Origin of the sequence: Adlercreutzia rubneri (assembly GCF_009755265.1) — a bacterium.
In the GTDB taxonomy this organism is placed as follows: domain Bacteria; phylum Actinomycetota; class Coriobacteriia; order Coriobacteriales; family Eggerthellaceae; genus Adlercreutzia; species Adlercreutzia rubneri.
In genome coordinates this window covers 24138-48752 of record NZ_WPOO01000016.1, presented here as the reverse complement: position 1 = coordinate 48752, position 24615 = coordinate 24138, and the positions used below count along the sequence as shown (strand labels likewise).

The following is a 24615-nucleotide window of genomic DNA, read 5'->3' as shown; positions in this document are numbered from 1 at the left end:
ATACTACCCGAATAGATGTTCGCGTGTCAATGGGTTGAACATCGCCGGTTTGCTTGCGGCGTATGCCTTCTGGGGTCGGGAGAGGAGTGTGGCGGCGAGGGGTTTGCGAAGGAGGAGACTTCGTTGTCGTCGGTTCGCGATGGCTCCTGCTTTTACGAGTCAAGCTCCTCGAGCAATTCCTCACGGTATTCCGCATCGGTCGCCGCACGGCGGGCGTCCTCGAAGCGACCGGCATCCATAAGCTGAGCTATCAGCTTTCCAAGTTGGTCGGCTCCTTCCGCCCGTCCCGCGGCCCTACCCTCGGCCCTGCCCTCGGCTCTACCCTCGGCTCTACCCTCGGCTCTACCCTCGGCAAGCCCCTCCTCACGGCCCTTCTTCTGCAGGAGGCGGCCTTGGGCGCGCATATCCTCTTCCAGCGTCAGCATGACAAGAGACTCCTCTCTCCATGGGGCGTCCTCGTTGGCGGCCTCCACGGCGGCCGCGAGATCGGCGGTAAGGCCGTCGCCTCCGACCTCCTCGGTGGCGACGTACCGAAGTAAACCACGAAGCGGCCCATCTGGCAACATCTCCCAAGCGGAAGCGTTGAGCACGACCCATTTGAAGCCGTGCCCAAGTACCACGGATCCACTCTCATCGCATATCATGTCGAAGGTGTAGACGGGGAGCCCCTCCTTGAACTCGTCGTGTAGGCAGATGAAAACGATAAAGCTCTCGGGCAAACTGTCGTAGGTGGCTCCCGGGCGCAGCATCGCAGTGTCCATGGCGCTCTGGTAGTAGCGCATGCGTCGACCCAGGCCCTCGCGGGAGTAGGTCTGCATCTCCACGTCGTAGAGCGCGTCCGAGGTGCGAACCCAGGCGTCGAGGCGCACTCCGTGGGAGCCGACGCGGGGCTGCAGGGTGCGCTCGGCGACGACGTTGCGCACCTCGTCCACGGGTACCCCGAGGGCCGTTTCCAGCACTCGGCGGCACAGATCGGGGCGCTCCTCCATGATTCTGTCAAACATGGGGTACTCGCTGAACAGAAGGTTTCTCGACATCTAGGCCGTCCTTTCACCGGGGTTTGGATCGTGCCATGCTACGCGATCCGAACCGCAGAAATGACGCAGGAATGTCCCGGTTCGTTCCCCGCGCCATCCGTGCTGGAGCCGCACTTTGATCGATTCGGGGAAACCGACGAGGAAATCGGGTATCATGGTGCCCATAGGAAACATGAGGGAACTCCTCACGGATGAAAGGGCGGCTATGGAGGCTTACAAGCGCGAGTTCATCGAGTTCATGGTGGAGAGCGATGTGCTGAAGTTCGGCGACTTCACGCTGAAGAGCGGGCGCAAGTCGCCGTTCTTCATGAACGCGGGGGCGTACGTGACCGGCGAGCAGCTGCATCGGCTGGGGCTGTACTACGCCCAGGCCATCAACGACAACTTCGGGCTCGACTTCGACGTGGTGTTCGGGCCGGCCTACAAGGGCATCCCCTTAGCGGTGGTCACCGCCATGGCGCTGCAGGAGCTCTACGGCAAGGAAGTGAAGTACTGCTGCAACCGCAAGGAAGTGAAGGACCACGGGGCCGATGCGGGCAACCTCTTGGGCGCGGAACTTCACGACGGCGACAAGGTCATCATGGTGGAGGACGTCACCACTTCGGGCAAGTCCATCGACGAGACCTACCCCATCTTGAAGGCCGCTGCCGATGTGGATGTGCGCGGGCTCATCGTGTCGCTCAACCGCATGGAGGTGGGGAAGGGCGGCGTCACCACGGCCCAGAAGGAGATCGAGGCGAAGTACGGCTTCCCGGTGGCCTCCATCGTGTCCATGGCCGAGGTGAAGGAGTGCCTGCACAATCATGAAGTGGCCGGGCGCATCGTTATCGACGACGATATCGCGGCCGCCATCGACGCCTACTACGAGCAGTGGGGCGCCAAGGAGTAGAGAATCCGCGGTTGCAACTTCCCTAAACCGGGACGTTGTCGTACAATGGGCCGACGCGGAACGGCATCGATGGGGAGGGTCGGCCGTTCACGCGCTCGTCGCCGGTGTGGCTCAACGGTAGAGCAACTGATTTGTAATCAGTGGGTTGCGGGTTCGATTCCTGTCACCGGCTCCAGAACTTTAGCGAGGTCATCTCTCGTTTTCGAGCGATGGCCTTTCGCTTTTCGAGGGCTCGTCTTGCGCGGACGTGCCAATTGTGCGCCAGCGGCTTGGAGGGCATGGCCTTGGTGTCCTCTGATGCGGGTTTCTGCTAACCGACCTTTTTCCAAGCTTGAAGTGGCTTGGAAATCACGAAACATCGGTTTCTGACCAGAAAATGATGTTTCCAGCTCTTCAAATGGCTTAGAAATAGCGAAACATCGGCGTCAACCGGGCTTCAGAGGCCTCTTTGTAATACACGACCTGGGAAAATGTCCTCTTCGGTATTACAACATCGCCGAAAAAGGCCTTCTCGTCCGATGTTTCGTGGTTTTCAAGCCATTCCAGCCGATCGCTCGACGAAACTCCGTCAAACTCTTGCCACTGCGGGTTCCGACTGTTGTTTTTCAGCGATCTTCAAAGGAGAGAGCATCCAAAGGGGAAATCGTTCGAGCGGCGTAGGGCGTTTTCTTCGCGCGTCCTGAGGATGGCACGCCGCGCGGATCTGCGTGCTCTGCTATCATGGCTCGGGAACGTTTGAGAAAGGAAGCGCGCGAGTCTATGGCAACCTACATCGCTCACTATCAGTCGCCGAAGGGCTCCTACGACCGTGAGCGCGGGCTCTTCGAGTTCGAGAGCGACGCGCGGGCCGGCACTAAGGCCAACGCCCACGATGCGCGGATGAAGATGCTGGAGCTGTTCGGCGCGAGCGCGGTGTCGTGGACTATCGAGAAGGTGGAGCGGGCCGGCGCCGCCCCCGCCGAGAAGCGGGAGAAGACCACCGACGGCCAGCTGGCGCTGGATTTCCGTCCTCCCAAACCCGAGCGCAAGCGAAAGCATTCGAAGGGATACTGGTAAACGAGGCCCAAGGCGCAAGGTGACGGCGCGAACGCAGCACAACGAGCCTGCTCACCGGTGGATCGAACAGGAGAACCAATGAAGAAGAAACATCTGAAGTTTTTGAAGCAGTTGGTGGAGACGCCCTCGCCGACGGGCTTCGAGGAGCCGGCGGCCGCGTTGGTGCGCGAGAGGCTCGCTGATGTGGCCGACGAAGTGGCCACCGACACCATGGGCTCGGTGCGCGCGGTACTCGAGGGCCGCGACGCCGGTGCGCCCTCGCTCATGCTGGCGGCCCATATGGACGAGATCGGCCTCATGGTCACCTACATCTCCGACGAGGGCTTCCTCTCCGTGGCCTCTTTGGGCGGCGTGGACGCGGCCATCCTGCCCGGCATGCGGGTCGACGTGCACACCGCTTCCGGCACCCTCCGCGGCATCGTGGGCTGCAAGCCCATCCACCTCATCGAGCCGGACGAGCGCAAGACGGTGACGCCGCTCTCCTCCCTCGTTATCGATTTGGGCATGAAGCCCAAGCGCGTGAAGAAGCTTGTGCGGGTGGGCGACCCCATCACGTTCGGCGTCGGATTCGAGCGGTTCGGCGACGACATGGCCGTCTCGAAGTGCTTCGATGACAAGTGCGGCGTGTGGATCGCCTGTCGCGTCATGGAGAAGCTGGCCCGCGCCGGCCGCGCCCCGGGCGACTTCATCGCGGTGGCCACCACTCAGGAGGAGATCGGCACCCGCGGCGCCATGACAAGCGCCCATGCCGTGAACCCCGACGTGGCGCTCGCCTTCGACGTCACCCACGCCACGGACTATCCGGGCATCGACAAAACGAAGTACGGCAAGATCGTCTGCGGGGCGGGTCCGGTCATCGCGCGGGGGCCGAACATCAACCCCGTGGTGTTCGAGCGCCTTGTGGCCGCTGCCGAGGCGGAGGGCGTTCCGTACCAGCTGGAGGCCGAGCCGTCGGTCACCGGCACCGACGCCCGGGCCATCCAGGTGACGCGCGGGGGCATTCCCACAGGCCTCATCTCCGTGCCGCTGCGCTACATGCATACTCCCACCGAGGTCATCTGCCTGCGCGATTTGGAGGCCACGGTGCGCCTCATCACCCGCTTCGCACAAGACCTCGCCCCCGACACGAGCTTCGTGCCGGGGCTGGGCGGCGCGGTGACCGAGAATGCGGAAGGGAAGGCCGCCGGCGCCGATGCCGATGCCGATGCCGACGCGTCCGACGCTTCCGCCGCACCCGAGGGGGCGTGAGGGCCGTGCCGAAGCGCGAGGAGAAGACCATCGCGAAGAACCGCCGGGCCTTCCACGACTACGAGATCTTGGAGACCTACGAGGCCGGCATCGAGCTGACGGGCACCGAGGTGCGCTCGCTGCGGGAGAACAACTGCCAGCTCACCGATTGCTTCGCCCTCATTCGGAACGGCGAGGTGTGGCTCAACAACGTGCACATCTCGCCGTACTCCAATGGCAGCATCTTCAACCCCGACCCCGACCGGCGCCGGAAGCTCCTGCTGCACAAGAAGCAGATTCGCTACCTGGACGCGAAGGTGGCCGAGAAGGGCCTGGCCATCGTGCCCTTGAAGATGTACTTCAACGAGGACGGCCGGGTGAAGGTGGAGCTGGCGCTGGCCCGGGGCAAGAAGCTCTACGACAAGCGCGCCTCCATGAAGGAGCGCGACACCAAGCGCGAGATCGACCGCGCGCTGAAGGAGCGCGTTCGCTAGGCCGGGGTCTGCGGGGCTGCGCCGCGCGCCGGCGTTCGGTTGCGCCACCGCCTTCGCTCGGTGTCTGCGGGCTGCACGACCGGCGTCGCGCCTTGGCACGTTCACGCTCGGTCAACGAAACGGCGCGGGAGGGCCACGGCGCGGGAAGTCGTGGCATCATAGGTTCGGCGGGCGAGGTCGCCCGCGCACGTACATCACGAGGTTAGGAGTCTGGCAATGGGTCTTGACGAAGAGCTTGAGAGCATGGAAGAGGTCGGCGAGACCGATGCCGAGTGGACCGACCAGGAAACAGAGCTGGAAGACGCCGAGGACGACGAGGACGCCCTCTTCGACGCCGATGAGGAGGATGCCGCCGAAAGCGACTTGGAGCACGCCTACGACAGCTTCATGACCGACAACGAGGCCGACTACGACGGCTGGGATCCCGACGAGGTGCCCGAGGCCATCCAGGCCGAGGAGGACGCCGACATCCTGCACTCGGAGGGCTATCACATCGAGGAGGAGCCCGAAGAGGAGAGCGAAGTCATCGAGATGGAGATCGAGGACGGCGATGTCTATGCGGTGATCGTCGACGAGCACGACAACGAGATCGGCTTCATCTTGCTCGACGAGGACGGCAACGAGCAGGAGTACTACTACGTCGCCGAGGACAACGACGGCGACGGCGTGCGCGTGGAGCGCACCTCGGACGGCGATGAGTTCGACCTCGGCATCAGCCGCGAGGGCGTGGCCGCCGCCACCAGGGACGTGAACGCCATCTACAAGGACGGCGTTCAGGTGGCCGCCGAGCTGAAGAGCACCTTCGACGAGATCTCCGATTCGCTGAGTTTCCTTAAGAAGAAAAAGTAACGGCGACAAGGCGCTGTCGAAACGACAACGGAGACGGCCCGCATCGGCGAACGTCGGTCATCGGGGCCTACCATGAATGGGAGCGATCGGTTGGGTCGCTCCCATTTCGTCGTTAGGAGATCATTATGTGCACGGGCGTTCGTTTTGCCGATGCAGCCGGCAACTTGTATTTCGGCCGCAACCTCGATTGGTGCGAGAGCTACGGCGAGGGCGTGGTCATCACCCCGCGAGGGGCGTCTATCCCCACGCAGTTCCTTGGTTCGCTGAGTCCCGAGCATGCCTGCGTGGGCATGGGCATCGTCGTGGGCGGCGTGCCGTGCTACTTCGATTGCGCCAACGAGGCGGGACTCGCCATCGCCGGCCTTAACTTCCCCGGCTACGCCCAGTTCGCCGAAGCTCCCGAAAAGGGAGCGGTGAACGTGGCGGCCTACGAGTTCCCTCTGTGGGTGGCGGCGAGCTTCTCCACGGTGGCCGAGGTGCGCAAGGCGCTTAAGGACGTTGTCATCGTGGCCAAGGCGCCCAGCGAGGGCTATGGCGTGGCCCAGCTGCACTGGCTGGTAGGCGATGGGAAGGAGTCCATCGTCATCGAATGCCAAGCCGACGGCATGCACGTGTACGACGACGGGCTGGACGTGCTTACCAACCAGCCGCCCTTCCCCTGGCACACCGAGAATGTGCGTAACTATATGCACATCGAGACCGCGCATCCCGAGCCGGTTGCGTGGACGCGCGACACCCTGCGCGCGTTCGGCAGCGGCGCGGGCATGATCGGGTTCCCGGGCGGCTACGACCCGGCCAGCCGCTTCGTGCGGGCCGCCTTCCTGAACGCGCATTACCCCGCAGAAGAAGGAGAGGCCGCCAACGTGACGCGCCTGTTCCGCACGCTTGAGGGCGCGTCCATGTGCAAGGGCGGGGCGCAGATGGCTGACGGGCGCTTCGAGTACACCATGTTCTCCGACGGCTATTCGGCGGCCACCAAGACCTATTACTGGTGCACCTACGACGAGCCGGCGCGCCAGAGCGTGTGCATGGACGATTACGACCTGAACGGCACCGAGCTCATCCGCGTGGCGGCCTAGCGCCGCAGCAGCACGGGTGTGCCGCGGTAGCGGGGCCGATGATGCGGCTCTTGACAGGAGCGTCGCGGCCGCTAGAATAAATCGACAACCCTTAAGGGGGCGACTGGTTTCGACATGGTAAGTTCGAAACGAGGAGCAGGCCGTGGTCTCCTCGCCACGCTAAACAGGGGTACCGTCAAGTTAATTGGCAAAAACACTTCTAAGACCGGCTACTACATGCCGGCCGCCATGGCTGCCTAACAGCAGTTCTGGTGATCACCGACCCCGGTGCTTCCCCGAACCGGGCAAGGTGTCATTTGAGGGGAATGCCCTGCGGCACGTAGTCGGTATGGCCGCGGGAAAGACTGAACCGACTAGGAGCGGCCACGTTGGTCTGCGAACCGATCCGCTCCGAAGCCCGATCGCTGACTAAGCCTGTAGCGCCTTGTGGACAATTTAGTATGGACCGGAGTTCGATTCTCCGCGCCTCCACCAAGCTTTTCGCGGCCGCTCTTCGGGGCGGCCGCTTTTCTCTCCTCGCGTGGCTTATTCCTTACGAAAACGGTCATGTTCTGGGGAAACGGGCTGAAAATCCTTTAAGTTCTGTGGGGGAGTCGTGGGGAATGGGATGAAGGGTGGCGCGCAGGGCTCAGACTGTGGGAAAGTAGCGCCGAACGACGTATCCGCCGGCGCCCGCGGGCTCCTTGGCTTATAATGGGCAAAGGCGCATCCGCCGACGCGCGCGGCGGTCCCGAACAGTAAGTTGAAACGCAGCACGGAAGCGCACTATGTCACGACACAGCAAATCTGCCCATAACACTCCCGACGCCGGCGCAAGCGCGACCCGCGGTTTCGTCATGCCCGAGGGCCGCTTCGGCGCGCCGAGGCCCGTGGGGCCCCAGGCCACGGGCGCGATGCCGCCCCAGCACGACCAGGGAACCGCCGCGATGCCCCCTCAGCCTTCGCGCCCCGCAATCAGCGGCGCCGGCGCCATGCCCGTCGTGCCCCCCATGGGCCCGACGTCCGGCGGCTACGTGCCCGGCTACCAGGTGAATGCCCGGCCGCCCAAGAAGCATCGGGGGCTCAAGATCTTCGGCATCGTGATGGCCTCCATTCTAGGCGCCATCGCCCTTGTCTACTTCGCCGGCGTCATCGTGTTCTCCGGGCGCTTCTTCCCGCAGTCCACCATCATCGGCATGGACATCTCCGGCAAGACGCCCGAAGAGGTCCATCAGATGCTCGACGAGGTGCTGGGCGACTACACCTTCAAGGTGGAGGGCCCGGGTCTTTCCCTCACGCTGGACGCCACGGACATGGGCATGGCGCTCGACAGCCAATCTATCGCCGACGGCCTTCTGGCCGAGATGAACCCCTGGGCGTGGCCCTACGAGGTGTTCCAGCGCCACGACGACACCGACGACTTAGTCTCCACTCTGGAGAACTCGAAGCTGGCCGACACGCTGACCGCCGCCGTGGAGGAGGCCAACGCCCGCGGCACCGCTCCCAAGAACGCCACCGTGGCCTATGACGCCGACGAGGGCGGCTATGTCGTCGTGCCCGAGGAGGAGGGCAACACCCTTTTGGCCGACGTCGTCATCGACGAGGTGACGCGGGGCACGGTGAACTTCGCGCCGAAGGTGACGCTCTCCGACGCCGTGCTGGCCAAGCCCACGGTGACGCGCGACGACCCCGCGCTGGCCGAGGCGCGCGATGCGGCCAACAAGCACCTCGGCGGGGCGCTTTCCCTCACCATGGCGGGCGCCGAGAAGATGGCCATCACCGCCGACGAAATCGCCGAGCACATCACCTTGGGCGACGATCTCTCCGTGACCTTCGACCCTGAGCCTTTGGTGGCGGCGGTGAAGGAGAAGGTGAACGCCATGGACACCACGGGCGCTACCCGCACGTTCACGCGTCCCGACGGCAAGGCCGTCACGGTGAAGGGCGGCGACTACGGCTGGATCACCGACAGCCAGGCCACCGCCGACGCCGTGCGCGAGGCGCTCACCTCCGGGGCGGGCGGCACGCTGGAGATCATCATGAAGCAGAACGCGGCCCAGGCCCCCGACGAGGGCGGCCGCGACTTCGGCACCCGCTACATTGACGTGGATCTCACCGAGCAGCACGCGCGCTTCTACGGCGAGGACGGCGCCATTATCTGGGAGAGCGATATCGTCAGCGGCAAGCCCGCCGACGGGCGCGACACGCCCCAGGGTACCTACTACATCAAGACCAACGACGGCAAGTCGGTGCTGCGCGGCTACAAGCCCGACGGCACCAAGGACTACGAGACCGAGGTGGAGTTCTGGATGCCCTTCAAGGACAACTCCGTGGGCTTCCACGACGCGGGTTGGCAGGAGAAGTTCGGCGGCGACTGGTACGTCGAGCACGGCAGCCACGGCTGCATCAACCTGCCTCCCGATAAGGCCGAAGAGCTTCACGGGCTTCTGTCGGTGGGCGACGTCGTCGTCGTGCACGAGTAGGGCGCTGTGGATACGGAGCATTTCGACAACCGCCCCATCGGGGTGTTCGATTCCGGCTACGGGGGCCTCACGGTGGCCCGCGCGCTGCAGAAGCGCCTGCCGGAGGAGTCCATCCTGTACTTCGGCGACTCGGCGCGCTGCCCCTATGGGCCTCGCGATCAGGCCGAGGTGGACGGCTTCGTGCAGCAGATCTGCACGTGGCTCGTCGGCCGGGACGTGAAGATGATCGTCATCGCCTGCAACACGGCCACGGCCGCTGGCCTCGCCCATGCCCAGGAGAACTTCTCCGTGCCCGTCGTCGGCGTGGTGGAGCCGGGCGCCCGGGCGGCGGCCCATACGACGCTCAACCGGCGCGTGGGGGTCATCGCCACCAAGGGCACCGTGGATTCCAACGCCTACAGCGACGCCATACGCCACATCGACGCCGGCATCACCGTGTTCTCCACGGCGACGCCTCGGTTCGTGGAGATCGCCGAGATGGGGCTGAAGCTCTCCGACGGGCCCATCGAGGACTACATGGCCGACACCACCAAGGTCTACATCCGCCCGGAGTTCGAGGACATCGCTCGGCAGTACCTGGAGCCGCTGCGCCGCTGCGACATCGACACGCTCGTTTTGGGCTGCACCCACTATCCGCTTCTGAAGGCGCTCATCGGGGGCGTGGTGGGGCGCAAGGTCACGCTGGTGAACTCGGCCGACGAGACGGCCCGCGACGTCGATCACATCCTGCGCCGGCGCCGCGCCCACGCCCGCTCGGGCAACGTGCCCGTCCACTCGTTTTTCACCACGGCCGACGACGTGGAGGAGTTCCGGCGCTTCGGCGGCCGCGTGCTCGCCCGCCCCATGGACGTCGTCGCGCACGTGGATCTGCCCGCACTGTAAGCAACCGCCCGCACCGGCGAGGTGCCCGTCTGCAAGGAGGAGCCCGTGAAGGAAGTGCTCATCGCTACGAACAACGCCCACAAGGTGGAGGAGATCCGCACGGCCCTGAACTTCGAGGGCTGGACGTTCACGACGCTGGCCGAGGCGGGGGTGACATCAGATCCGGCCGAGGACGCCGACAGCTTCGAGGGCAACGCCCGCATCAAGGCCCGGGCGGCGCGTGCGGCGGCACGGGAGTCGCTGGGGCGCTTTGTGGCGGTGCTCGCCGACGACTCCGGTTTGGAGGTGGACGCCCTGGACGGCGCGCCGGGGGTCTTCTCGGCGCGCTACGCGGGATCCGACGGGGACGATGCGGCCAACAACGCGAAGCTTCTGGCCGAGCTTGCCGCCGTGCCGGATGCCGAGTGCACGGCACGGTTCGTGTGCACGCTCGTGTTCATCGACGAGGACGGTACGGAATCGGTGGCCCGCGGCACCATCGAGGGTTCCATCGGACGCGAACCCCGCGGCAGCGAGGGCTTCGGCTACGACCCGCTGTTTTTGCCCGACGAGTACGGCGGCATGCGGGCGCTGGCCGAGGTCTCCCAGGCCGAGAAGAACGGCATATCTCATCGGGGAAATGCCTTGCGCGTGCTCAAAAAGGCCCTTTCCCAAAGCGTTGACGAACGGTAAAAATGGGCTGTGTGCGGGGCTTTTCCGTGGGATATTATTTCGATCTATTGACTTATAGCATACTCCATATGGTCTAATGGACACGCAGGTTGCGCGAACGTGAGATGCGCAGCGGCGCGTTTCGAAGGGGACGGCATGAAGATTGCGGAAGTCAGCAAGCGCTACGGTGTTTCCACCGACACGCTGCGCTATTACGAGCGCATTGGCCTGTTGCGCCATGTGCCTCGCAACAAGAGCGGCATTCGCGATTACGACGAGGCCAGCTGCAATGCCGTCGAGTTCGTCAAGTGCATGCGCGATGCCGGCATGTCCATCGAGTCTTTGGTGGAGTACATGGAGCTTCTGGAGCAGGGCGACGAGACGACGGCGGCCCGCAAGGAACTTCTTTTGAGGCAGGGCGACGAGATCCGGGAGCGCATTGCCGGCCTGGAGCGGGCCTTGGCGCGTCTCGAGTACAAGATCGAGCACTACGACGAGGTCATGACGGCCACCGAGCGGACTCTGCGCGCGGGGGAGTAACCGCCGCGAATGCGTTTGTTCCGTGGGCGTTGCCCTCGAGTCTTTTATTGGAGCTGACTCCAACATTTATCATGGCTTTCCGAGAAACCAACTGAGAACGAGTGAGGGCGTTCGTCGGAAAGCGGGGTGGCCGTGGCCTTTCACCAGAGCGAGAATTCTGAGAGTCTTTGCTGCGGAGCCGCGTTCGCGCGGCCCGACTACGACCGTGCGATGCGACAGGGCGCCGGCGAGGTGATTTACGGCGAGGGAAAGACCGCCGAGCAGATCGCCGCCATCGCCTCGTCGCTCATGGGCGCTGGTCAACCGCGCGTTCTGGCGACCCGCGTGGACGCGAAGAAGGCCGATGCCGTGGCCGCTCTATGGGGCGACGACGGCGGGATCGCCCCGTGCGCCTACTACGAGACGGCGCGGCTCGTCGTGTTCGGCGGCATGCCCGCGCCCGACGGGGACGGAGTGGTGGCCATCGCCTGCGCCGGCACGAGCGATCTGCCCGTGGCCGAGGAGGCGGCGCTCACCGCGGAGTTCCTCGGCAACGAGGTGCGGCGCTTCTACGATGTGGGCGTGGCGGGCATCCATCGGCTCTTGGATGTGGCCGACGAGCTGCGCGCGGCCCGAGTCGTGGTGGCGGTGGCCGGCATGGAGGGCGCGCTCGCCTCCGTGGTGGGGGGTCTTGTCGCCGCGCCGGTGATCGCGGTGCCCACCTCGGTGGGCTACGGCGCCTCCTTCGGCGGCGTGACCGCGCTGCTCGCCATGCTGAACTCCTGCGCGAGCGGGGTGTCGGTGGTCAACATCGACAACGGCTTCGGCGCCGCCTTCCAGGCAAGCGCCATCAATCACTTGAATTCCCGACAGGGATAGGCCTGCGGCGGTTCCCGCCGAGCGCGGGCGCCTCGAGGGTGGCACCATCATGAAAGGCGATGCAATGACGAAACTTCTCTACTTGGAATGCACCTCCGGTATCAGCGGCGACATGTGCGCGGCGGCCCTGCTGGATGCAGGCGCGAGCGAGGAGGCGGTGCGCCGGGCGCTGGAGAGCCTGCCTGTGGAAGGTTTCGCTGTGGAGATATCCCGGGTGAAGAAGTCGGGTTTGGACGTCTGCGACTTCAGCGTCGTGCTGGATGCCGCCCACGAGAACCACGACCACGATATGGCCTACCTGCACGGGCAGGGGGGCGCAAGCGAGCACGGCCACGGCCATGACCATGACCATGGTCACGCCCACGATCACGACCATGGTCACGGTGCCCCCGGTGACCATCATCACCGCGGCCCTGCGGAAATAGCGGAGATCATCGACGGTGCTGCCATGACCGATGGCGCCAAGGCCATTGCGCACCGTATGTTCGGCTTCGTGGCCGATGCTGAGGCGCGGGCCCACGGCGTGCCCGTGGGGGAAGTTCACTTCCACGAGGTGGGCGCCGTGGATTCCATCGCCGACATCATCGCCATCGCCGTGGCGGCCGACGACTTGGCGCCCGACGGGGTCGTGGTGTCCGATCTGCCCTGCGGGTACGGCACGGTGCGCTGCCAGCACGGCCTCATCCCCGTGCCCGCCCCGGCCACGGCGTTCATCGCCGAAGCTGCCGGATTGACGCTTTCCCCGGTGGACGTGGAAGGCGAGCTCGTCACCCCCACGGGCGCCGCCGCGGCCGCCGCTCTGCGCACTGAGTCCGTCCTTCCCGAGCGCTTTTCCATCAAGGCCATCGGCATGGGCGCCGGGAAGCGCGCCTACGCCACCCCCGGCATCCTCCGCGCCATGATCATCGAGCCCGTGGAGTAATTCCAACCGTAGGTGAAAATTCCCATTGCTTTAGCACTCTACTGTGATAAAGTACTAGCATCGATGCGAGATCCTCGTGCGTTCTTTGCGTGGGAACTCTGTCGATAATTCGCCGTTTGCCGTCCCGGTGCGCCGGGAGGGGAGAGGGCGTGTAACATGACAATCTCGGTAATCGAAGGCGCTTTCGACGAGACGAGCCAGGCGATGGCCTCGGCTGCCTGCGAGCCAGGGCGAAAGCTCCGGCTGCATGCATGCCGGGCCACGGGTCTTGAGCCGTTCGCGCATCGCTTGCGCCAGTGAGGAATGTGCGTTGAACGCTGTGACACCATCGGGCTTCCGCGACGTGCTCTCCGAGGAGGCGCGCGTCCGCGAGGCCATCACCCGGGCCGTGGCCGACCTGTTCGCCTCTCGCGGCTATGTGCCCATCGAGACGCCCACCCTGGAGGTGATGGACGTCCTGCGGGCCGGCGGACGGGTGCCGGCCACCCCCTTCAAGTTCTTCGACTCCCGGGGCGATCTTCTGGCCATGCGCCCGGACGTTACCCTGCAGATCGCGCGCATGTGCGCCACGCGTCTGGCCGGCGTGCCCGGCCCCTTGCGCTTCCGCTACACCCAGCGCGTCTTTCGCGAGGCCGAGACGGAGAACCAGGTGCAGGCCCGCGAGCTCACCCAGTGCGGCGTGGAATGCATCGGGGAAGTGGGACCGGCGGCCGATGCCGAGATCGTCGTGCTGTTCGCCGAGGCGCTGCGGCTGGCCGGAGCGACGCAGTTCGTGCTCGCCATGGCCACGGTAGGGGTGCTCCGGGCCCTGCTCGAGCGCTCCGGCGCCTCCGAGCCGTGGAAGGCCGCGGTGCTGGATGCCTACCACAGCTCGGACTTCGTGGCCCTCGACCGTTTGTGCGACGTCGCCATGGGGCGCGCCGTGGAAGGGGAGGCCGTCGATGCGGGGGCTGCGGCGCCCGCTTACACCGAGGCCATCCGGCAGCTCGCGCGCATCCGGGGCGCCCAGGACGCCATCGACGCGGTGCGCGCGCTCGTGGCCCCGCTCGGGTGTGTGGCCGATCTGGACGACTTCCAGGCCACCTACGACCTTCTGGGCGAGGCCGGCCTGGCCTCCTCCGTGCTCGTCGACTTCTCGGTGGCCAGCTCCTTCAACTACTACACGGGCCTCGTCTTCGAGGCCTGCTCGCCCTATCTGGGCTCGCCTCTGGGCTCCGGCGGCCGCTACGACCGCATGATAGGCGCCTTCGGGGCCGATCGTCCCGCTGCGGGCTTCGCCTTCTCGCTGGAGCAGGCCATGGCCGCCGCCTCTGCCGAGGCCGACGCCGCGGCCGCCTCTGGCCGCCCGTTGCGCATCGCCGTGCCCAAAGGCTCCCTGAACACCGAGGCCATCGCCTGTTTGGAAGAGGCCGGGCTCGACGTGACGGGACTTGCCAATCCGGGCCGCGCACTCGTCATTTCCAACCCCGGGGTCGACTACATCATCGTGCGGCCCTCCGACGCGCCCGTCTTCGTGGCCCTGGGCGCCGCCGACTGCGGCATCTGCGGCAAGGACTCGCTTCTGGAAGTGGGCGCGGCCGTGGAGGAGCTGGTCGATCTGCGCTTCGGCGGCTGCCGCTTCGTCGTGGCGGAGTCGGCCGGCACGAGTGCGGCCATCGAGGAGCGCTACCGCAAGCTCGGCAGCATCCGCATTGCCACGAAGTACCCCTCCATCACCCGTGCCCATTTCGCGCGCACCGGCACCCAGGTGGAGATCGTCTACCTGCACGGCAACATCGAGCTGGCGCCCATCACCGGCATGGCCGAGCGCATCGTCGACATCACCGCCACGGGAACCACCCTGCGCGAGAACAACCTGGAGATCGTGGAAGAGGTGCTCGCCTCCACGGCCCGCTTCTTCGCCAACGGCTGCGCCCTGCGCACCGACGAGCGCATCGTGGCGCTGGCCCGCGTGCTCGCCGAGAACGCCCCCAAGCACACTTACGCGCCCATCGCCGGCGCTTCCAACCCTGTCCAACCGAGCCTATCCTAAGGAGTGCGCCCCATGACCATGAGACGAATCGACCTGCAACCCCTCGAGCCCTTCACGAGCGACTTCATCGACCGCACCGGCGCCTTCAACCCCGGCGCCCTTGAGGCGGCCACCGCCATCATCGAGCAGGTGCGCCAAGAGGGCGACGGTGCCCTGCGCGCGCTTACCCAGAAGTTCGACGGCGTGGCCATCGAGAACTTCCGCGTGCCGCCCGAGGCCATCGACGCCGCGATGGCGGAAGTGGACCCGGACACCCTCGAGGCCCTGAGGCACGCCGCGGCCCAGATCCGCGACTTCCACGAGCGCCAGAAGCAGCAGAGCTGGTTCTTCGCCCGCGAGGACGGGGCCATTGTGGGCTCGAAGGTGACGCCTCTCGAATCCGTGGGCATCTACGTGCCCGGGGGACGGGCGCTGTACCCCTCCACGGTGCTCATGAACGCCCTGCCCGCCCAGGTGGCCGGCGTGGAGCGCATCGTCTGCGTGACGCCGCCCACCAAGGACGGCACGCTGGACGCGGCCATTCTCGCCGCCTGCAAGATCGCCGGGGTGACCGAGATCTACACCGTCGGGGGCGCCCAGGCCGTGGCGGCGCTCGCCTACGGCACCGAGACCATCCGCCCGGTGGCCAAGATCACCGGCCCGGGCAACGCCTTCGTGGCCGCGGCCAAGAAGCTCGTCTCGGGCGATGTGGGCATCGACATGATCGCCGGGCCGTCGGAGGTCTGCGTCGTGGCCGACGAGACGGCCGACCCGCGGCTGGTGGCCATCGATCTCATGGCCCAGGCCGAGCACGATCCCCTGGCGGCCTGCTACCTCGTCACCTTCTCGGACGCCTACGCCGACGCAGTGGAGGCGGCCATCCAGGTGCACCTGGCCGATTCCACCCGCGCCGACATCACCCGCACCTCCCTGGACGACCACGGGCTCATCGTCGTGTGCACTTCCATGGATCAGGCCCTGGAGGCAGTGAACGTCATCGCGCCCGAGCACTTGGAGATGCACGTGGAGGGCGCCATGGAGTACCTGGGCGCCATCCGCAACGCCGGGGCCATCTTCTTGGGCGCGTGGACGCCGGAGGCCGTGGGCGATTACGTGGCCGGCCCCAACCACACGCTGCCCACCGGCGGCACGGCCCGCTACTCCTCGCCCCTTTCCGTGGACGACTTCGTGAAGAAGTCCTCCATCATCCAGTACAGCCCGGCGGCCCTGAAGAACGACGCGCGCGCCGTGGTGCAGATCGCCACCCACGAGGGGCTGTGGGCCCATGCCCGCTCGGTGGCCCTGCGTCTTAAGGCGCTGCTGGACGCCGAGCAGGCGAGCGTGGCCGGCTCGGCCGCGGCGGGCGTGGAGGACGGCGAGGCGCGCGGTGAATAAGGTTCGCGCGTCGGCGCCCCAGCTTGAGGGACTCGTTCCCTACGACCCGAAGTACCTGCCGGCCGAGGCGTACCTGTCGGCCAACGAGAATCCGCGCGACGTGGACGCCGAGGTGCGCGCCGCCATTGCGCGTCGCATTGCCCAGGTGCCTCTGAACCGCTATCCCGATCCTCTGGCCAACCGCCTGCGCGATCTCATCGCCGAGGCCAACGGGCTCGACCGCGCCAATGTCCTTCTGGGCAACGGCGGCGACGAGCTTTTGTTCGATGTGGCCCTCGCTTGGGGCGGCCCGGGGCGCAGCTTCCTGAACCTGCCCCCGACCTTCTCGGTGTACGCGGCCAACGCACGGCTCACGAACACCCGCTGCGTGGATGTGCCGCGTCGGGCCGACTTCTCCATCGACGAAGCGGCAGTGCTTGAGCGCGTGGGGAAGGGCGACATCGATTTCGTCATCGTGACGAGTCCGAACAACCCCACGGGCCAGAGGGCGTCCACGGCGTTCATCGAAGAGCTGCTCGACGCCACCGATGCGCTCGTGCTGGTGGACGAGGCCTACTTCGAGTTCTCGCGCGCCACGGTGCGCCCTTTGCTGGCGACCCACGAGAACCTCGCCATCCTGCGCACGTTCTCGAAGGCGTTCTCGCTGGCTGGTGCGCGCCTGGGCTACGTTTTGGCGAACGCGCCGGTCATCGAGGAGCTGTGCAAGGTGCGCCAGCCCTATTCCGTGGACGCCGTCTCCCAGGCCATAGGAGAGGTGGTCTTCGAGAACCGCGCCCGCTTTGAGCCGGGCATCCGCGAGATCATCGAGGAGCGGGGCCGCGTCATGGAGGCGCTGCGCACCCTGCCCGGCGTGACCGCCTACCCGTCGGATTCCAACTGGATTCTGTTCTCGATGGAAGATGCCGGGGCGGCCTGGCAGTACCTGTACGACCGCGGCGTGCTCGTGCGCGATTTCAGCAGCGCCCCCATGCTCGAGGGCTGTCTGCGGGCGACCATCGGCACGCCGGAGCAGAACGACGCGTTCATCCGCGGGCTGCGCGACTTTCTGTCCGAGAGCCGCGAGCGGCGCGCGCGGGCTATGCAATAGGGAAGGAGAGCAATGACGAGAGAGGCCACCATCCTCCGCGAGACGGCGGAGACGCGCATCGAGGTCACGGTGAACCTGGACGGCGCGGGCCAGGCGGAGATAGCGACGGGCATCGGGTTCTTCGACCACATGCTATGCGCTTTTGCACGTCACGGCCGTTTCGATCTGAAGGTGTCGGTGCGCGGCGACTTGCATGTGGACGGCCACCACACGGTGGAGGACACGGGCATCGTGCTGGGCCGCGCTCTGGCCGAGGCCTTGGGAGAGAAGGCCGGCATCGAGCGGTTTGGCAGCGCGTTCGTGCCGATGGACGAGGCGCTGGTGCTGGCGGCTCTGGATATCTCCGGACGCGGGCAGCTGCACTGGGACGTCGAGGCGCCGTTCGGCATGGTGGGCGATTTCGACACTCAGCTCGCCCGGGAGTTCTTCATCGCGCTTGCCGCTAACGCGGGCATCACCCTGCACATCCGGCAGCTCGCTGGCGACAACGTGCACCACATCTTCGAGGCCGCCTTCAAGGCGGCAGGCCGCGCCCTGCGCCAGGCCGTGGCCGTCGACCCGGCCCTGGGTGGCGCGGTTCCCTCAACTAAAGGCGTGCTATGAGCATCGTCATTGTCGACTACCATAAGGGAAACCTGCTCTCGGTGGAGCGGGGACTTGTAGGCGCGGGGGCAGACGTCGTCGTGACCGACGAGGCGGATGTCATCCGCGCGGCCGACGCCGTGGTGCTGCCCGGCGTGGGGGCCTTCGCCGATGCCGCCGCGTCCATGGAGGAGATGGGCCAGATGGAGGCGGTGCGCGCGGCGGTGGCCGGCGGCGCGCCGTTTTTGGGCATCTGCCTTGGGATGCACCTCATGTTCGAGGCGGGCACCGAGCACGCGCCCGCTGACGGCCCGCTGCCACGCGGCCTCGGCTTCATCGAGGGCGTGGTGGACGCCATGCCCCGCACCGACGCTGCCGGCCGCGCCTACAAAGTGCCCCATGTGGGATGGAACTCCGTGGAGTTCTCCGAGCCGAATTCGCTGTTCGATGGAATCGCGCCCGGCGAGTTCTTCTACTTCACCCACAGCTTCGTGGCGCCGCCGAGCGTGGCCACCATTGCCGAGACGGTGCACTCGGTGACCTTCCCCTGCGCCGTGCAGGTGCCGGGCCGTCCCGTCTTCGGCGTGCAGTTCCATCCGGAGAAGAGCTCGGATGCGGGCGCGCGCCTGCTTGCCAACTTCGCAACCATTGCACGAGCCGCGCGCGCCGGCAGCGCGCACGCTGATAAGGTGGCGGAAAACCCCGTCGCGTCAAAGGAGTAGCCATGTACCTTCTTCCTGCCATCGATCTTTTAGACGGGCGCGCGGTGCGCTTGGCCAAAGGAGACTACCACGCCGTCACCGTGTACAACGACGACCCGGCGTATCAGGCTCAGCTGTTTGAGGAGGCCGGTGCGACGTGGCTTCATGTGGTCGATCTGGATGGCGCGAAGTCCGGCAATCCCGACAACTTGGAAGTGGTGCGCGCGATTTTGGCGCGCACGAGCCTGAAGGTGGAGGTAGGCGGCGGCGTGCGCTCCCTGGAAGCGGCCGACCGTCTGCTGGATGCTGGCGCGACCCGCGTCATCCTAGGCACCGCACTTGTGCGCGATCCTGATTTCGCCCAGGCTGCTATAGAGAAGTTCGGCCCCGATGCGCTGGTTGCCGGCATCGACGCGAAGGCCGGCGAGGCCGCTGTGGCCGGCTGGACTGAAGGGTCGGGCGTGGCCGCCGCCGACCTGGCCCGCCGCATGGCGGCGCTGGGATACGAGCACCTCGTCTACACCGACATCGCCCGCGACGGCATGCAGACCGGCGTGGAGAACGGCGCCTACGCGAAGATGGCCGCCGCCTTCGGCAATCCGGTCATCGTTTCCGGCGGCATCGCCACCGCAGCTGACATCCGGGCGCTGGCCCCCATCGCCGACGCCGTCGAGGGCGTCATTACCGGTCGGGCCATCTACGAGGGCACTCTTACCGTGGCCGATGGCGTCGCGGCGTGCGACGGCACCTTCCAGCTGTCCGATCAGCTGGAAGAGGAGGAGCGTCCCCTGACCATCGAAGAGCTGGAAAGCTAGCAAACAAGGAAGAGCAGCCCGGGCGACGCCGGGTGCCTTGACCGAGCGAGTTCCGCAGATGGTATCGAAGGCCAAAAGGGAAAGGGAGCAGTTGGCCTTGACGCCTTCGATACCAGCGAGGACTGTCTGAGCGAATCAAGGTACCCGGCGGCGCCCGGGCGGACGGGTTGAAGAGAGTATGCTAACAAAGAGAGTAATCCCCTGCCTGGACGTAAAGGACGGCCGCGTCGTGAAGGGTGTGAACTTCGTGGGCCTGCGCGATGCGGGCGACCCCATCGAGCTGGCCCGCGCCTACGACGAGCAAAAGGCCGACGAGGTCATCTTCCTGGACATCACCGCCACGAGCGACGATCGCGCCACCACGGTGGAGCTCGCGAGCCACGCCTCGGCCGAGCTGCATCTGCCCTATTGCGTGGGCGGCGGCTTCCGCAGCGTGGCCGACATCCGCAAGATGATCGCCGCCGGCGCCGACAAGGTGTCGGTGAACTCGGCAGCCGTGGCGAACCCCCAGCTCATCACCGATGCAGCTCGGGCCTTCGGTACGCAGGCGATCCTCTGCGCCATCGACGCGAAAGCGGTGCCCGGCAACCCCAACAAGTGGGAGGTCTACGTGGCCGGCGGCCGCAAGAACACCCACATCGACGCCATCGAATGGGCGCGCGAGGCGGCCCGGCGCGGAGCGGGGGAGATCCTGCTCACCTCCATGGACCGCGACGGCAGCCGCGACGGCTTCGACTGCCACTTGACGCGCTCCGTGGCCCGGGCCGTCGATATCCCCGTCATTGCCAGCGGCGGCGTGGGCAAGCTGGAACACTTCGCCGAGGGCATCATCGAGGGCGAGGCCGACGCCGTGCTCGCCGCCAGCGTCTTCCATTTCGGCGAGCTTACCGTGCGCCAGGTAAAAGAATCCATGCGCGCCGCCGGCATCCCGGTACGGCTTTAGGCGAGCTTAGGATTTCGCATAAAGAAGATTTCTGTCTTTCAGGTAGCGCTGTTGAGCGCGCGGGTGGAAGGAATTGCTGCCGCACACGACATCCACGGAGCGACCGAGGGCAGCCTCCAGAGCAACGCCGGGTCCTCCCAGGGAGAAGAGCGTGATGGAGTCGCCGCATTCGATGCAAATATCGACGTCTGATTCCTCGTCGGCCTCATTGCGAGCATAGGAGTCAAAAAGATAGGCTTCGGTGATGTCGTATCGCGGCATCACCTCACGAACGGCAGAGGAAATGGTATGTTCATCCAGCGTCTTCATAGTGCAAGTTTAGCATAACCAGCCAGGGGATCGTCGATGGGCAGGAAGTCGTTGTGGGATGCGACGAGGTTTCCTCTTTCAGATAGATGCTCGTGTTGTTGAGGTTGTTGCTGTTCGACTTTTGCCGCAGAGCTTCGTGCTTGGAGTGAGAATTCTCCCATGCTTGGATGAACTCGGGATTACGTTTACTTCGCTTCTGCACATAACGCTCAATGTCATTAGTCGTCATTCGCGCTTTCCGGCCTTTGGCCTTCCCGCTGGGGCGCGGGAGGCAAGGCGCGCGTCGATGCTGGCTTTGGCCACCCAGGTGTTGCGGCCGTCTTTCCAACCTTCTAGAAGGCCCGAATGCAGCATAGCCGTCACGCGGCTGCGGCTGACGCCGAGTAGTTCCGCCGCCTGAGCAGCGCTCACTTTCTCGATGTCGTCCAGTGTGACATCGACGGACACGATGAGTCTCACGCCTCCGTGAGAGGGCTCGTGGTCGAACGTTGCCTTGGGCGGTGTCTCGCCGCGCATCAGGTATTCCCGAGCGAGCTCCCTCAAAAGGTCGGCCGCCGACTCGCAGACATCTTCCACGTCGACGCCCTGGGTGATGCCCACAAGATCGAAAGGTGCAGCAATCCACGCGAACTCCCCGCGCCACATTTCGAATTCATAGGTATATTGCATCTCTTGCTCCTTGATCATCTGGCTGATCTTCTATAAAAGGCCTGCCTGCTTCTTCAACTCCCTGAATACCTCATCCTCGATTTCTCGGTGTCTCTTGATCATGATGGTTGTGCGGCCGTTGGTGAACTTCTCGTGCTTCGTGCCGCCGACGGACCAGAACCCGTGATTTTCGAAATACCTTATGACATCCCTTCTCTTTGTCATGCTCTCTCCTTAGTAAGATAATTATGAATTGAATTTACAAAAAGTCAACTGCTAACGTGGTTTCGCAACAAACTTGCGTTTGAATCGTAGTCGAACTATAATGCAACCATCACTTTAGCAGATTACGAACTATAGTGCAATAGGAGATTTGAATGGCTAAGGAGAACAGCGTTATCGATTGGGAGGCCTACGGGACGTTGCTGAAGGCGGCGCGGCTGGCCAACGGGTACTCGCGAGGCAAGAAGCTCACCGACGCGGTGGAGGAGAAGACGGGCATGAGGATCTCGGAGCGCACGATTTACGCGCTGGAAGACGCCTCGCGCGCACCTTCCGCCGATATCTTCCTCGCGTTGCAGCAGGTGCTGCCCGAGCTGTGCGATCCGGAATACATGCGCCCGGCCTTCCGCAAGGCCGACATCAAGGTCATGCTCGTCACGCTGCCCTAGGAGGAGAGGTGGATCTTCCCGAGTTGAAGTACAACGAGGCGGGGCTCATCCCCTGCATTGTGCAGGACGCCGACACGGGCGAGGTGCTTATGATGGCATGGATGAGCGCCGAGTCGCTGGCGCTCACGTTGGAGCGCGGCGAGACCGTGTTCTGGAGCCGTAGCCGGCGCGAGCTGTGGCACAAGGGGGCCACGAGCGGCAACACCCAGAAGCTGGCGGATCTGCGCTACGACTGCGATGCCGATACCCTGCTCGCGCTGGTGCATCCGGCCGGCCCCGCCTGCCATACCGGCGAGCGAACCTGCTTCTACCGCTCGATGCTGGAGAGGTAGCTGGTTGCTCGCGTTTTGCGCTCGTCGAGCAAAGGTGCGAGGGGCGTTTTAGGTGGATGAGTCCAAGGATCAATGCTCAGAAGCTGGAAAGCTTGTCCCGCGAGGCTCGGTGATGCCGAGTGAGGCCTAGGCCGCGTGGTGCAGGACGTGACGCTGGGCGCGCACGAGGCGCACGTAGGCGCGGCGCATCCGGCGTCGCTGGGCAGCCGGCAGCTTCACGCGCGCCTCGCCGAGCAGCGCGCCGCCGATGATGCAGCAGGCGCCGGCGAGCTGCACGGGCGTCATCACCTCGCCGAGCGCGAGCGCCCCCAGCACCACGGCCGTGAGCGGCTCGGCGTAGGCGCACACCGACACGGTCTGCATGGGCAGCTGGTCGATGGCCCGGTAGTAGAGGAAGTAGGCCAGGGCGGTGAACACGGCGCCCAGGGCGATGACGGTGGGCCACGAGCTTGAGGGGATGCGGCCGATGAAGGCGAAGCCCTCGCCAGCCGCGGCCACGGCGAGGGCCACCGCCACCGCCGTGGCGAGTTGGATGGTGGTGCAGGGGACGCCGGTGATGTCGCGGGCGAGCTTGTTGAAGATGACCATGCCAGCGGTGCTGGCGGCCGCGGCGAGTCCCATGAGGATGCCGGGAACCGACAGCGTGCCCTCCAGAGCGGACGCATTCAGCAAAAGCAGGCCGCCGACCACGATGGCGAATCCGACCATCACGGGAATCCGCAGGCGCTCCTTGAACAGGAGGGGGGACAGCGCCATGGTGATGACCGGGGCCGTGGCGGCCAGAACGGCGCCGAGGCCTACGCCGAGTAAGCGGTAGGCAGCGAAATGGTCATCATGGCGAGGCCGAGACAGGCGCCGGAGAGGGCCACGAACAGGTACTGGCGACGGCCGACGTGCCGGGGCAGTCGCTGGCGGGTGACGACGAAGATCAGGCCCATGGACAGCGCGCCAATAATGAGGCGCATGAGGCAGACCTCGAAGGCCGACAGCGGCAGCGTGCTGGCAACGATGCCCGACGATCCGAACATCATGACGGCTGCAATGAAGCACAGAAGGTACTTCATCGATGCGATCTTCGTGCGCATGGCAAGCCTCTCCTTCTCGGTGCAGGGCGCGGGGCTCGCAGGCTCAGCGCGCCGCCTCCTTCCTTTTGATGCAGCTGCATTATGGCGCTTGACAAATCCCTTGAAAAGCGAAACTATTTCATAGTTCACATGAGAAATTCTCATAATATGAGGCAATGAGGCACGAAGCAACGAGGGGAAGAGGGAGCTGTGGACGCCAACATTCAGAAGTACCAGGCCTTCGTGGAGGTGGCCGATGCCGGCAGCTTCACCAAGGCGGCCGAGACGCTGGCCTACTCCCAGTCGGGCATAAGCCACATGGTCTCCGATTTGGAGCGCGACTGGGGCGTGGCGCTGTTCGAGCGGAGCCGCCGGGGCGTGGTGCTGACCGGCGACGGCGCACGGCTTCTGCCTGAGGCCCGCGCCCTCTGCGAGAGCTTTCGAGCCCTGGAGGCCACCGTGGACGAGGTGCGCGGTCTCGAGACCGGTCTCATCCGCATCGGTGTGTTCCCGAGCGTGGCCGCCCATTGGATCCCGCGCATCATCAAGCGCTTCAACGCCGACTACCCGGGCATCGACTACAAGCTGCGGGTGAGCGATTACACCGAGATCGAGGAGTGGATCGCCGCTGGCACCGTGGACTGCGGCTTCGTGATGTTGCCGTTGCGCACCGATGCGCGGCTTGTCGTGCGGGCCTTGGAGGAGGACGAGTTTCTGGCCGTGCTTCCGCGCGACCATGAGTTGGCGAGCGCGGAGGTGTTTCCCGTGGAGCGCCTGGCCGAGCTGCCGCTGCTCTCGCCGGCATCGGAGTCCGACGACGAGCTTTTAGAGTTTCTGGAGCGGTGGGGCGTGCGGCAGAACCCGCATTTCACCTCATGGGACGATCGGGCCATCCTCTCCATGGTGGAGTACGGCATGGGCGTGAGCGTGCTGTCGCGCCTTATGCTGCGGGGCCTGTCCCAAAACGTGGTCACGCTGCCCTTGTCCGATCCGGTCTTCCGCACCATCGGCGTGGCCTATCGCAGCGCCGGTCACCTTCCTTTGGCCACCCGCCGCTTCCTCGATTACTTGGAATTTCGCAAAGAAGAGGAGTGAGCGCGGACGGCCTGAG

Annotated in this window: 28 protein-coding genes, 1 tRNA gene and 1 other RNA gene; 24 read left to right on the top strand and 6 right to left on the bottom strand. The window is 65.4% G+C overall.

The window, feature by feature from the left end:
• Nucleotides 1-152: 152 nt before the first annotated feature.
• Nucleotides 153-1004, bottom strand: a complete 852-nt coding sequence (locus GO707_RS09240; protein WP_198161066.1) for an Rpn family recombination-promoting nuclease/putative transposase — start codon at nucleotides 1002-1004, stop codon at nucleotides 153-155.
• A gap of 238 nt (nucleotides 1005-1242) precedes the next feature.
• Here GO707_RS09240 and pyrE point away from each other — a divergent pair, with 238 nt between their 5' ends.
• The 21 genes from pyrE (at nucleotide 1243) to hisF (ending at nucleotide 20480) form a co-directional block, all read left to right on the top strand.
• On the top strand, nucleotides 1243-1926 hold the full coding sequence (pyrE, locus tag GO707_RS09235; RefSeq protein ID WP_114540608.1) for an orotate phosphoribosyltransferase: 684 nt from the start codon (nucleotides 1243-1245) through the stop codon (nucleotides 1924-1926).
• A gap of 100 nt (nucleotides 1927-2026) precedes the next feature.
• A tRNA-Thr gene (locus GO707_RS09230) sits at nucleotides 2027-2101 on the top strand.
• Between the two features lie 584 nt (nucleotides 2102-2685).
• Nucleotides 2686-2982, top strand: a complete 297-nt coding sequence (locus GO707_RS09225; protein WP_114540609.1) for a hypothetical protein — start codon at nucleotides 2686-2688, stop codon at nucleotides 2980-2982.
• 78 nt (nucleotides 2983-3060) lie between these two features.
• Nucleotides 3061-4230: a M42 family metallopeptidase gene (locus GO707_RS09220; protein WP_157012853.1), complete on the top strand. Its 1170-nt coding sequence runs from the start codon at nucleotides 3061-3063 to the stop codon at nucleotides 4228-4230.
• 5 nt (nucleotides 4231-4235) lie between these two features.
• Nucleotides 4236-4703 (top strand): SsrA-binding protein SmpB, encoded by a 468-nt coding sequence (smpB, locus tag GO707_RS09215; protein ID WP_022740208.1) that lies wholly within the window; start codon nucleotides 4236-4238, stop codon nucleotides 4701-4703.
• A gap of 216 nt (nucleotides 4704-4919) precedes the next feature.
• Entirely contained in the window at nucleotides 4920-5552 is a 633-nt protein-coding gene (locus GO707_RS09210) for a hypothetical protein (protein ID WP_114540611.1), read from the top strand.
• Nucleotides 5553-5677: 125 nt separating this feature from the next.
• Nucleotides 5678-6631 (top strand): choloylglycine hydrolase, encoded by a 954-nt coding sequence (gene bsh / locus GO707_RS09205; protein WP_114540612.1) that lies wholly within the window; start codon nucleotides 5678-5680, stop codon nucleotides 6629-6631.
• Between the two features lie 95 nt (nucleotides 6632-6726).
• Nucleotides 6727-7105, top strand: a transfer-messenger RNA (tmRNA) gene (ssrA, locus tag GO707_RS09200).
• Between the two features lie 293 nt (nucleotides 7106-7398).
• Complete coding sequence (locus tag GO707_RS09195; RefSeq protein WP_114540507.1) at nucleotides 7399-9093, top strand: L,D-transpeptidase family protein; 1695 nt, start codon at nucleotides 7399-7401, stop codon at nucleotides 9091-9093.
• Between the two features lie 6 nt (nucleotides 9094-9099).
• Nucleotides 9100-9975 (top strand): glutamate racemase, encoded by an 876-nt coding sequence (gene murI, locus GO707_RS09190; RefSeq protein ID WP_022740204.1) that lies wholly within the window; start codon nucleotides 9100-9102, stop codon nucleotides 9973-9975.
• A gap of 45 nt (nucleotides 9976-10020) precedes the next feature.
• The gene (rdgB, locus tag GO707_RS09185) at nucleotides 10021-10647 is read left to right on the top strand and encodes an RdgB/HAM1 family non-canonical purine NTP pyrophosphatase (RefSeq protein WP_114540506.1); all 627 of its coding nucleotides are present in this window, start codon (nucleotides 10021-10023) and stop codon (nucleotides 10645-10647) included.
• 135 nt (nucleotides 10648-10782) lie between these two features.
• On the top strand, nucleotides 10783-11166 hold the full coding sequence (locus GO707_RS09180) for a MerR family transcriptional regulator (protein ID WP_022740202.1): 384 nt from the start codon (nucleotides 10783-10785) through the stop codon (nucleotides 11164-11166).
• 132 nt (nucleotides 11167-11298) lie between these two features.
• Nucleotides 11299-12024, top strand: coding sequence for a nickel pincer cofactor biosynthesis protein LarB (gene larB / locus GO707_RS09175; protein WP_227070763.1), 726 nt, complete (start codon nucleotides 11299-11301; stop codon nucleotides 12022-12024).
• 64 nt (nucleotides 12025-12088) lie between these two features.
• On the top strand, nucleotides 12089-12946 hold the full coding sequence (larC, locus tag GO707_RS09170; RefSeq protein WP_114540504.1) for a nickel pincer cofactor biosynthesis protein LarC: 858 nt from the start codon (nucleotides 12089-12091) through the stop codon (nucleotides 12944-12946).
• A 319-nt stretch (nucleotides 12947-13265) separates the two neighbouring features.
• Nucleotides 13266-14978: an ATP phosphoribosyltransferase gene (gene hisG, locus GO707_RS09165; protein WP_227070765.1), complete on the top strand. Its 1713-nt coding sequence runs from the start codon at nucleotides 13266-13268 to the stop codon at nucleotides 14976-14978.
• A 12-nt stretch (nucleotides 14979-14990) separates the two neighbouring features.
• Nucleotides 14991-16352 carry a histidinol dehydrogenase gene (gene hisD / locus GO707_RS09160; RefSeq protein WP_232325754.1) on the top strand — a complete coding sequence of 454 codons (1362 nt, stop codon included), beginning with the start codon at nucleotides 14991-14993 and terminating at the stop codon, nucleotides 16350-16352.
• Complete coding sequence (hisC, locus tag GO707_RS09155; RefSeq protein ID WP_114540502.1) at nucleotides 16345-17439, top strand: histidinol-phosphate transaminase; 1095 nt, start codon at nucleotides 16345-16347, stop codon at nucleotides 17437-17439. Before hisD ends, hisC begins: the two co-directional genes overlap by 8 nt.
• A 12-nt stretch (nucleotides 17440-17451) precedes the next feature.
• Nucleotides 17452-18042: an imidazoleglycerol-phosphate dehydratase HisB gene (gene hisB, locus GO707_RS09150; RefSeq protein WP_114540501.1), complete on the top strand. Its 591-nt coding sequence runs from the start codon at nucleotides 17452-17454 to the stop codon at nucleotides 18040-18042.
• On the top strand, nucleotides 18039-18743 hold the full coding sequence (gene hisH / locus GO707_RS09145; RefSeq protein ID WP_114540500.1) for an imidazole glycerol phosphate synthase subunit HisH: 705 nt from the start codon (nucleotides 18039-18041) through the stop codon (nucleotides 18741-18743). Before hisB ends, hisH begins: the two co-directional genes overlap by 4 nt.
• A gap of 2 nt (nucleotides 18744-18745) precedes the next feature.
• Nucleotides 18746-19537: a 1-(5-phosphoribosyl)-5-[(5-phosphoribosylamino)methylideneamino]imidazole-4-carboxamide isomerase gene (gene hisA, locus GO707_RS09140; protein ID WP_114540499.1), complete on the top strand. Its 792-nt coding sequence runs from the start codon at nucleotides 18746-18748 to the stop codon at nucleotides 19535-19537.
• A gap of 178 nt (nucleotides 19538-19715) precedes the next feature.
• Nucleotides 19716-20480, top strand: coding sequence for an imidazole glycerol phosphate synthase subunit HisF (hisF, locus tag GO707_RS09135; protein WP_114540498.1), 765 nt, complete (start codon nucleotides 19716-19718; stop codon nucleotides 20478-20480).
• Nucleotides 20481-20486: 6 nt separating this feature from the next.
• Here hisF and GO707_RS09130 read toward each other — a convergent pair whose 3' ends face one another.
• The 3 genes from GO707_RS09130 to GO707_RS09120 all read right to left on the bottom strand — a co-directional run bounded on the left by GO707_RS09130 (nucleotide 20487) and on the right by GO707_RS09120 (nucleotide 21662).
• Nucleotides 20487-20789, bottom strand: coding sequence for a nucleotidyltransferase family protein (locus tag GO707_RS09130; RefSeq protein WP_114540497.1), 303 nt, complete (start codon nucleotides 20787-20789; stop codon nucleotides 20487-20489).
• A 225-nt stretch (nucleotides 20790-21014) separates the two neighbouring features.
• Nucleotides 21015-21458 (bottom strand): helix-turn-helix domain-containing protein, encoded by a 444-nt coding sequence (locus GO707_RS09125; protein ID WP_181869741.1) that lies wholly within the window; start codon nucleotides 21456-21458, stop codon nucleotides 21015-21017.
• 30 nt (nucleotides 21459-21488) lie between these two features.
• Nucleotides 21489-21662, bottom strand: a complete 174-nt coding sequence (locus GO707_RS09120) for a type II toxin-antitoxin system HicA family toxin (RefSeq protein WP_114540495.1) — start codon at nucleotides 21660-21662, stop codon at nucleotides 21489-21491.
• A gap of 152 nt (nucleotides 21663-21814) precedes the next feature.
• Between GO707_RS09120 and GO707_RS09115 the strand changes: the two genes are divergently transcribed.
• Nucleotides 21815-22108, top strand: a complete 294-nt coding sequence (locus tag GO707_RS09115; RefSeq protein ID WP_114540494.1) for a helix-turn-helix domain-containing protein — start codon at nucleotides 21815-21817, stop codon at nucleotides 22106-22108.
• An 8-nt stretch (nucleotides 22109-22116) separates the two neighbouring features.
• Complete coding sequence (hisI, locus tag GO707_RS09110) at nucleotides 22117-22440, top strand: phosphoribosyl-AMP cyclohydrolase (RefSeq protein WP_114540493.1); 324 nt, start codon at nucleotides 22117-22119, stop codon at nucleotides 22438-22440.
• 126 nt (nucleotides 22441-22566) lie between these two features.
• Here the strand turns inward: hisI and GO707_RS09105 are convergent, their stop codons facing one another.
• Entirely contained in the window at nucleotides 22567-23196 is a 630-nt protein-coding gene (locus GO707_RS09105) for an EamA family transporter (RefSeq protein WP_157012857.1), read from the bottom strand.
• Nucleotides 23197-23237: 41 nt separating this feature from the next.
• A complete protein-coding gene (locus GO707_RS12420) occupies nucleotides 23238-23525 on the bottom strand; it encodes a hypothetical protein (RefSeq protein WP_157012851.1) in 288 nt (95 codons plus the stop codon).
• 189 nt (nucleotides 23526-23714) lie between these two features.
• Here GO707_RS12420 and GO707_RS09095 point away from each other — a divergent pair, with 189 nt between their 5' ends.
• Nucleotides 23715-24599 (top strand): LysR family transcriptional regulator, encoded by an 885-nt coding sequence (locus tag GO707_RS09095; RefSeq protein ID WP_114540491.1) that lies wholly within the window; start codon nucleotides 23715-23717, stop codon nucleotides 24597-24599.
• Nucleotides 24600-24615: the final 16 nt, after the last annotated feature.

Bases quoted from the DNA above. Each gene is read 5' to 3' on its own strand.
- GO707_RS09210 (WP_114540611.1), top strand. From the start codon at position 4,920: ATGGGTCTTGACGAAGAGCTTGAGAGCATGGAAGAGGTCGGCGAGACC.
- hisB (WP_114540501.1), top strand. From the start codon at position 17,452: ATGACGAGAGAGGCCACCATCCTCCGCGAGACGGCGGAGACGCGCATC.
- larC (WP_114540504.1), top strand. From the start codon at position 12,089: ATGACGAAACTTCTCTACTTGGAATGCACCTCCGGTATCAGCGGCGAC.
- hisD (WP_232325754.1), top strand. From the start codon at position 14,991: ATGACCATGAGACGAATCGACCTGCAACCCCTCGAGCCCTTCACGAGC.
- GO707_RS09220 (WP_157012853.1), top strand. From the start codon at position 3,061: ATGAAGAAGAAACATCTGAAGTTTTTGAAGCAGTTGGTGGAGACGCCC.
- hisF (WP_114540498.1), top strand. From the start codon at position 19,716: ATGCTAACAAAGAGAGTAATCCCCTGCCTGGACGTAAAGGACGGCCGC.
- GO707_RS09195 (WP_114540507.1), top strand. From the start codon at position 7,399: ATGTCACGACACAGCAAATCTGCCCATAACACTCCCGACGCCGGCGCA.
- GO707_RS09115 (WP_114540494.1), top strand. From the start codon at position 21,815: ATGGCTAAGGAGAACAGCGTTATCGATTGGGAGGCCTACGGGACGTTG.
- GO707_RS09180 (WP_022740202.1), top strand. From the start codon at position 10,783: ATGAAGATTGCGGAAGTCAGCAAGCGCTACGGTGTTTCCACCGACACG.
- bsh (WP_114540612.1), top strand. From the start codon at position 5,678: ATGTGCACGGGCGTTCGTTTTGCCGATGCAGCCGGCAACTTGTATTTC.
- hisH (WP_114540500.1), top strand. From the start codon at position 18,039: ATGAGCATCGTCATTGTCGACTACCATAAGGGAAACCTGCTCTCGGTG.
- hisA (WP_114540499.1), top strand. From the start codon at position 18,746: ATGTACCTTCTTCCTGCCATCGATCTTTTAGACGGGCGCGCGGTGCGC.
- GO707_RS12420 (WP_157012851.1), bottom strand. From the start codon at position 23,525: ATGCGCACGAAGATCGCATCGATGAAGTACCTTCTGTGCTTCATTGCA.
- GO707_RS09105 (WP_157012857.1), bottom strand. From the start codon at position 23,196: ATGGCGCTGTCCCCCCTCCTGTTCAAGGAGCGCCTGCGGATTCCCGTG.
- GO707_RS09240 (WP_198161066.1), bottom strand. From the start codon at position 1,004: ATGTTTGACAGAATCATGGAGGAGCGCCCCGATCTGTGCCGCCGAGTG.
- GO707_RS09130 (WP_114540497.1), bottom strand. From the start codon at position 20,789: ATGAAGACGCTGGATGAACATACCATTTCCTCTGCCGTTCGTGAGGTG.
- GO707_RS09225 (WP_114540609.1), top strand. From the start codon at position 2,686: ATGGCAACCTACATCGCTCACTATCAGTCGCCGAAGGGCTCCTACGAC.
- GO707_RS09125 (WP_181869741.1), bottom strand. From the start codon at position 21,458: ATGCAATATACCTATGAATTCGAAATGTGGCGCGGGGAGTTCGCGTGG.
- pyrE (WP_114540608.1), top strand. From the start codon at position 1,243: ATGGAGGCTTACAAGCGCGAGTTCATCGAGTTCATGGTGGAGAGCGAT.
- GO707_RS09120 (WP_114540495.1), bottom strand. From the start codon at position 21,662: ATGACAAAGAGAAGGGATGTCATAAGGTATTTCGAAAATCACGGGTTC.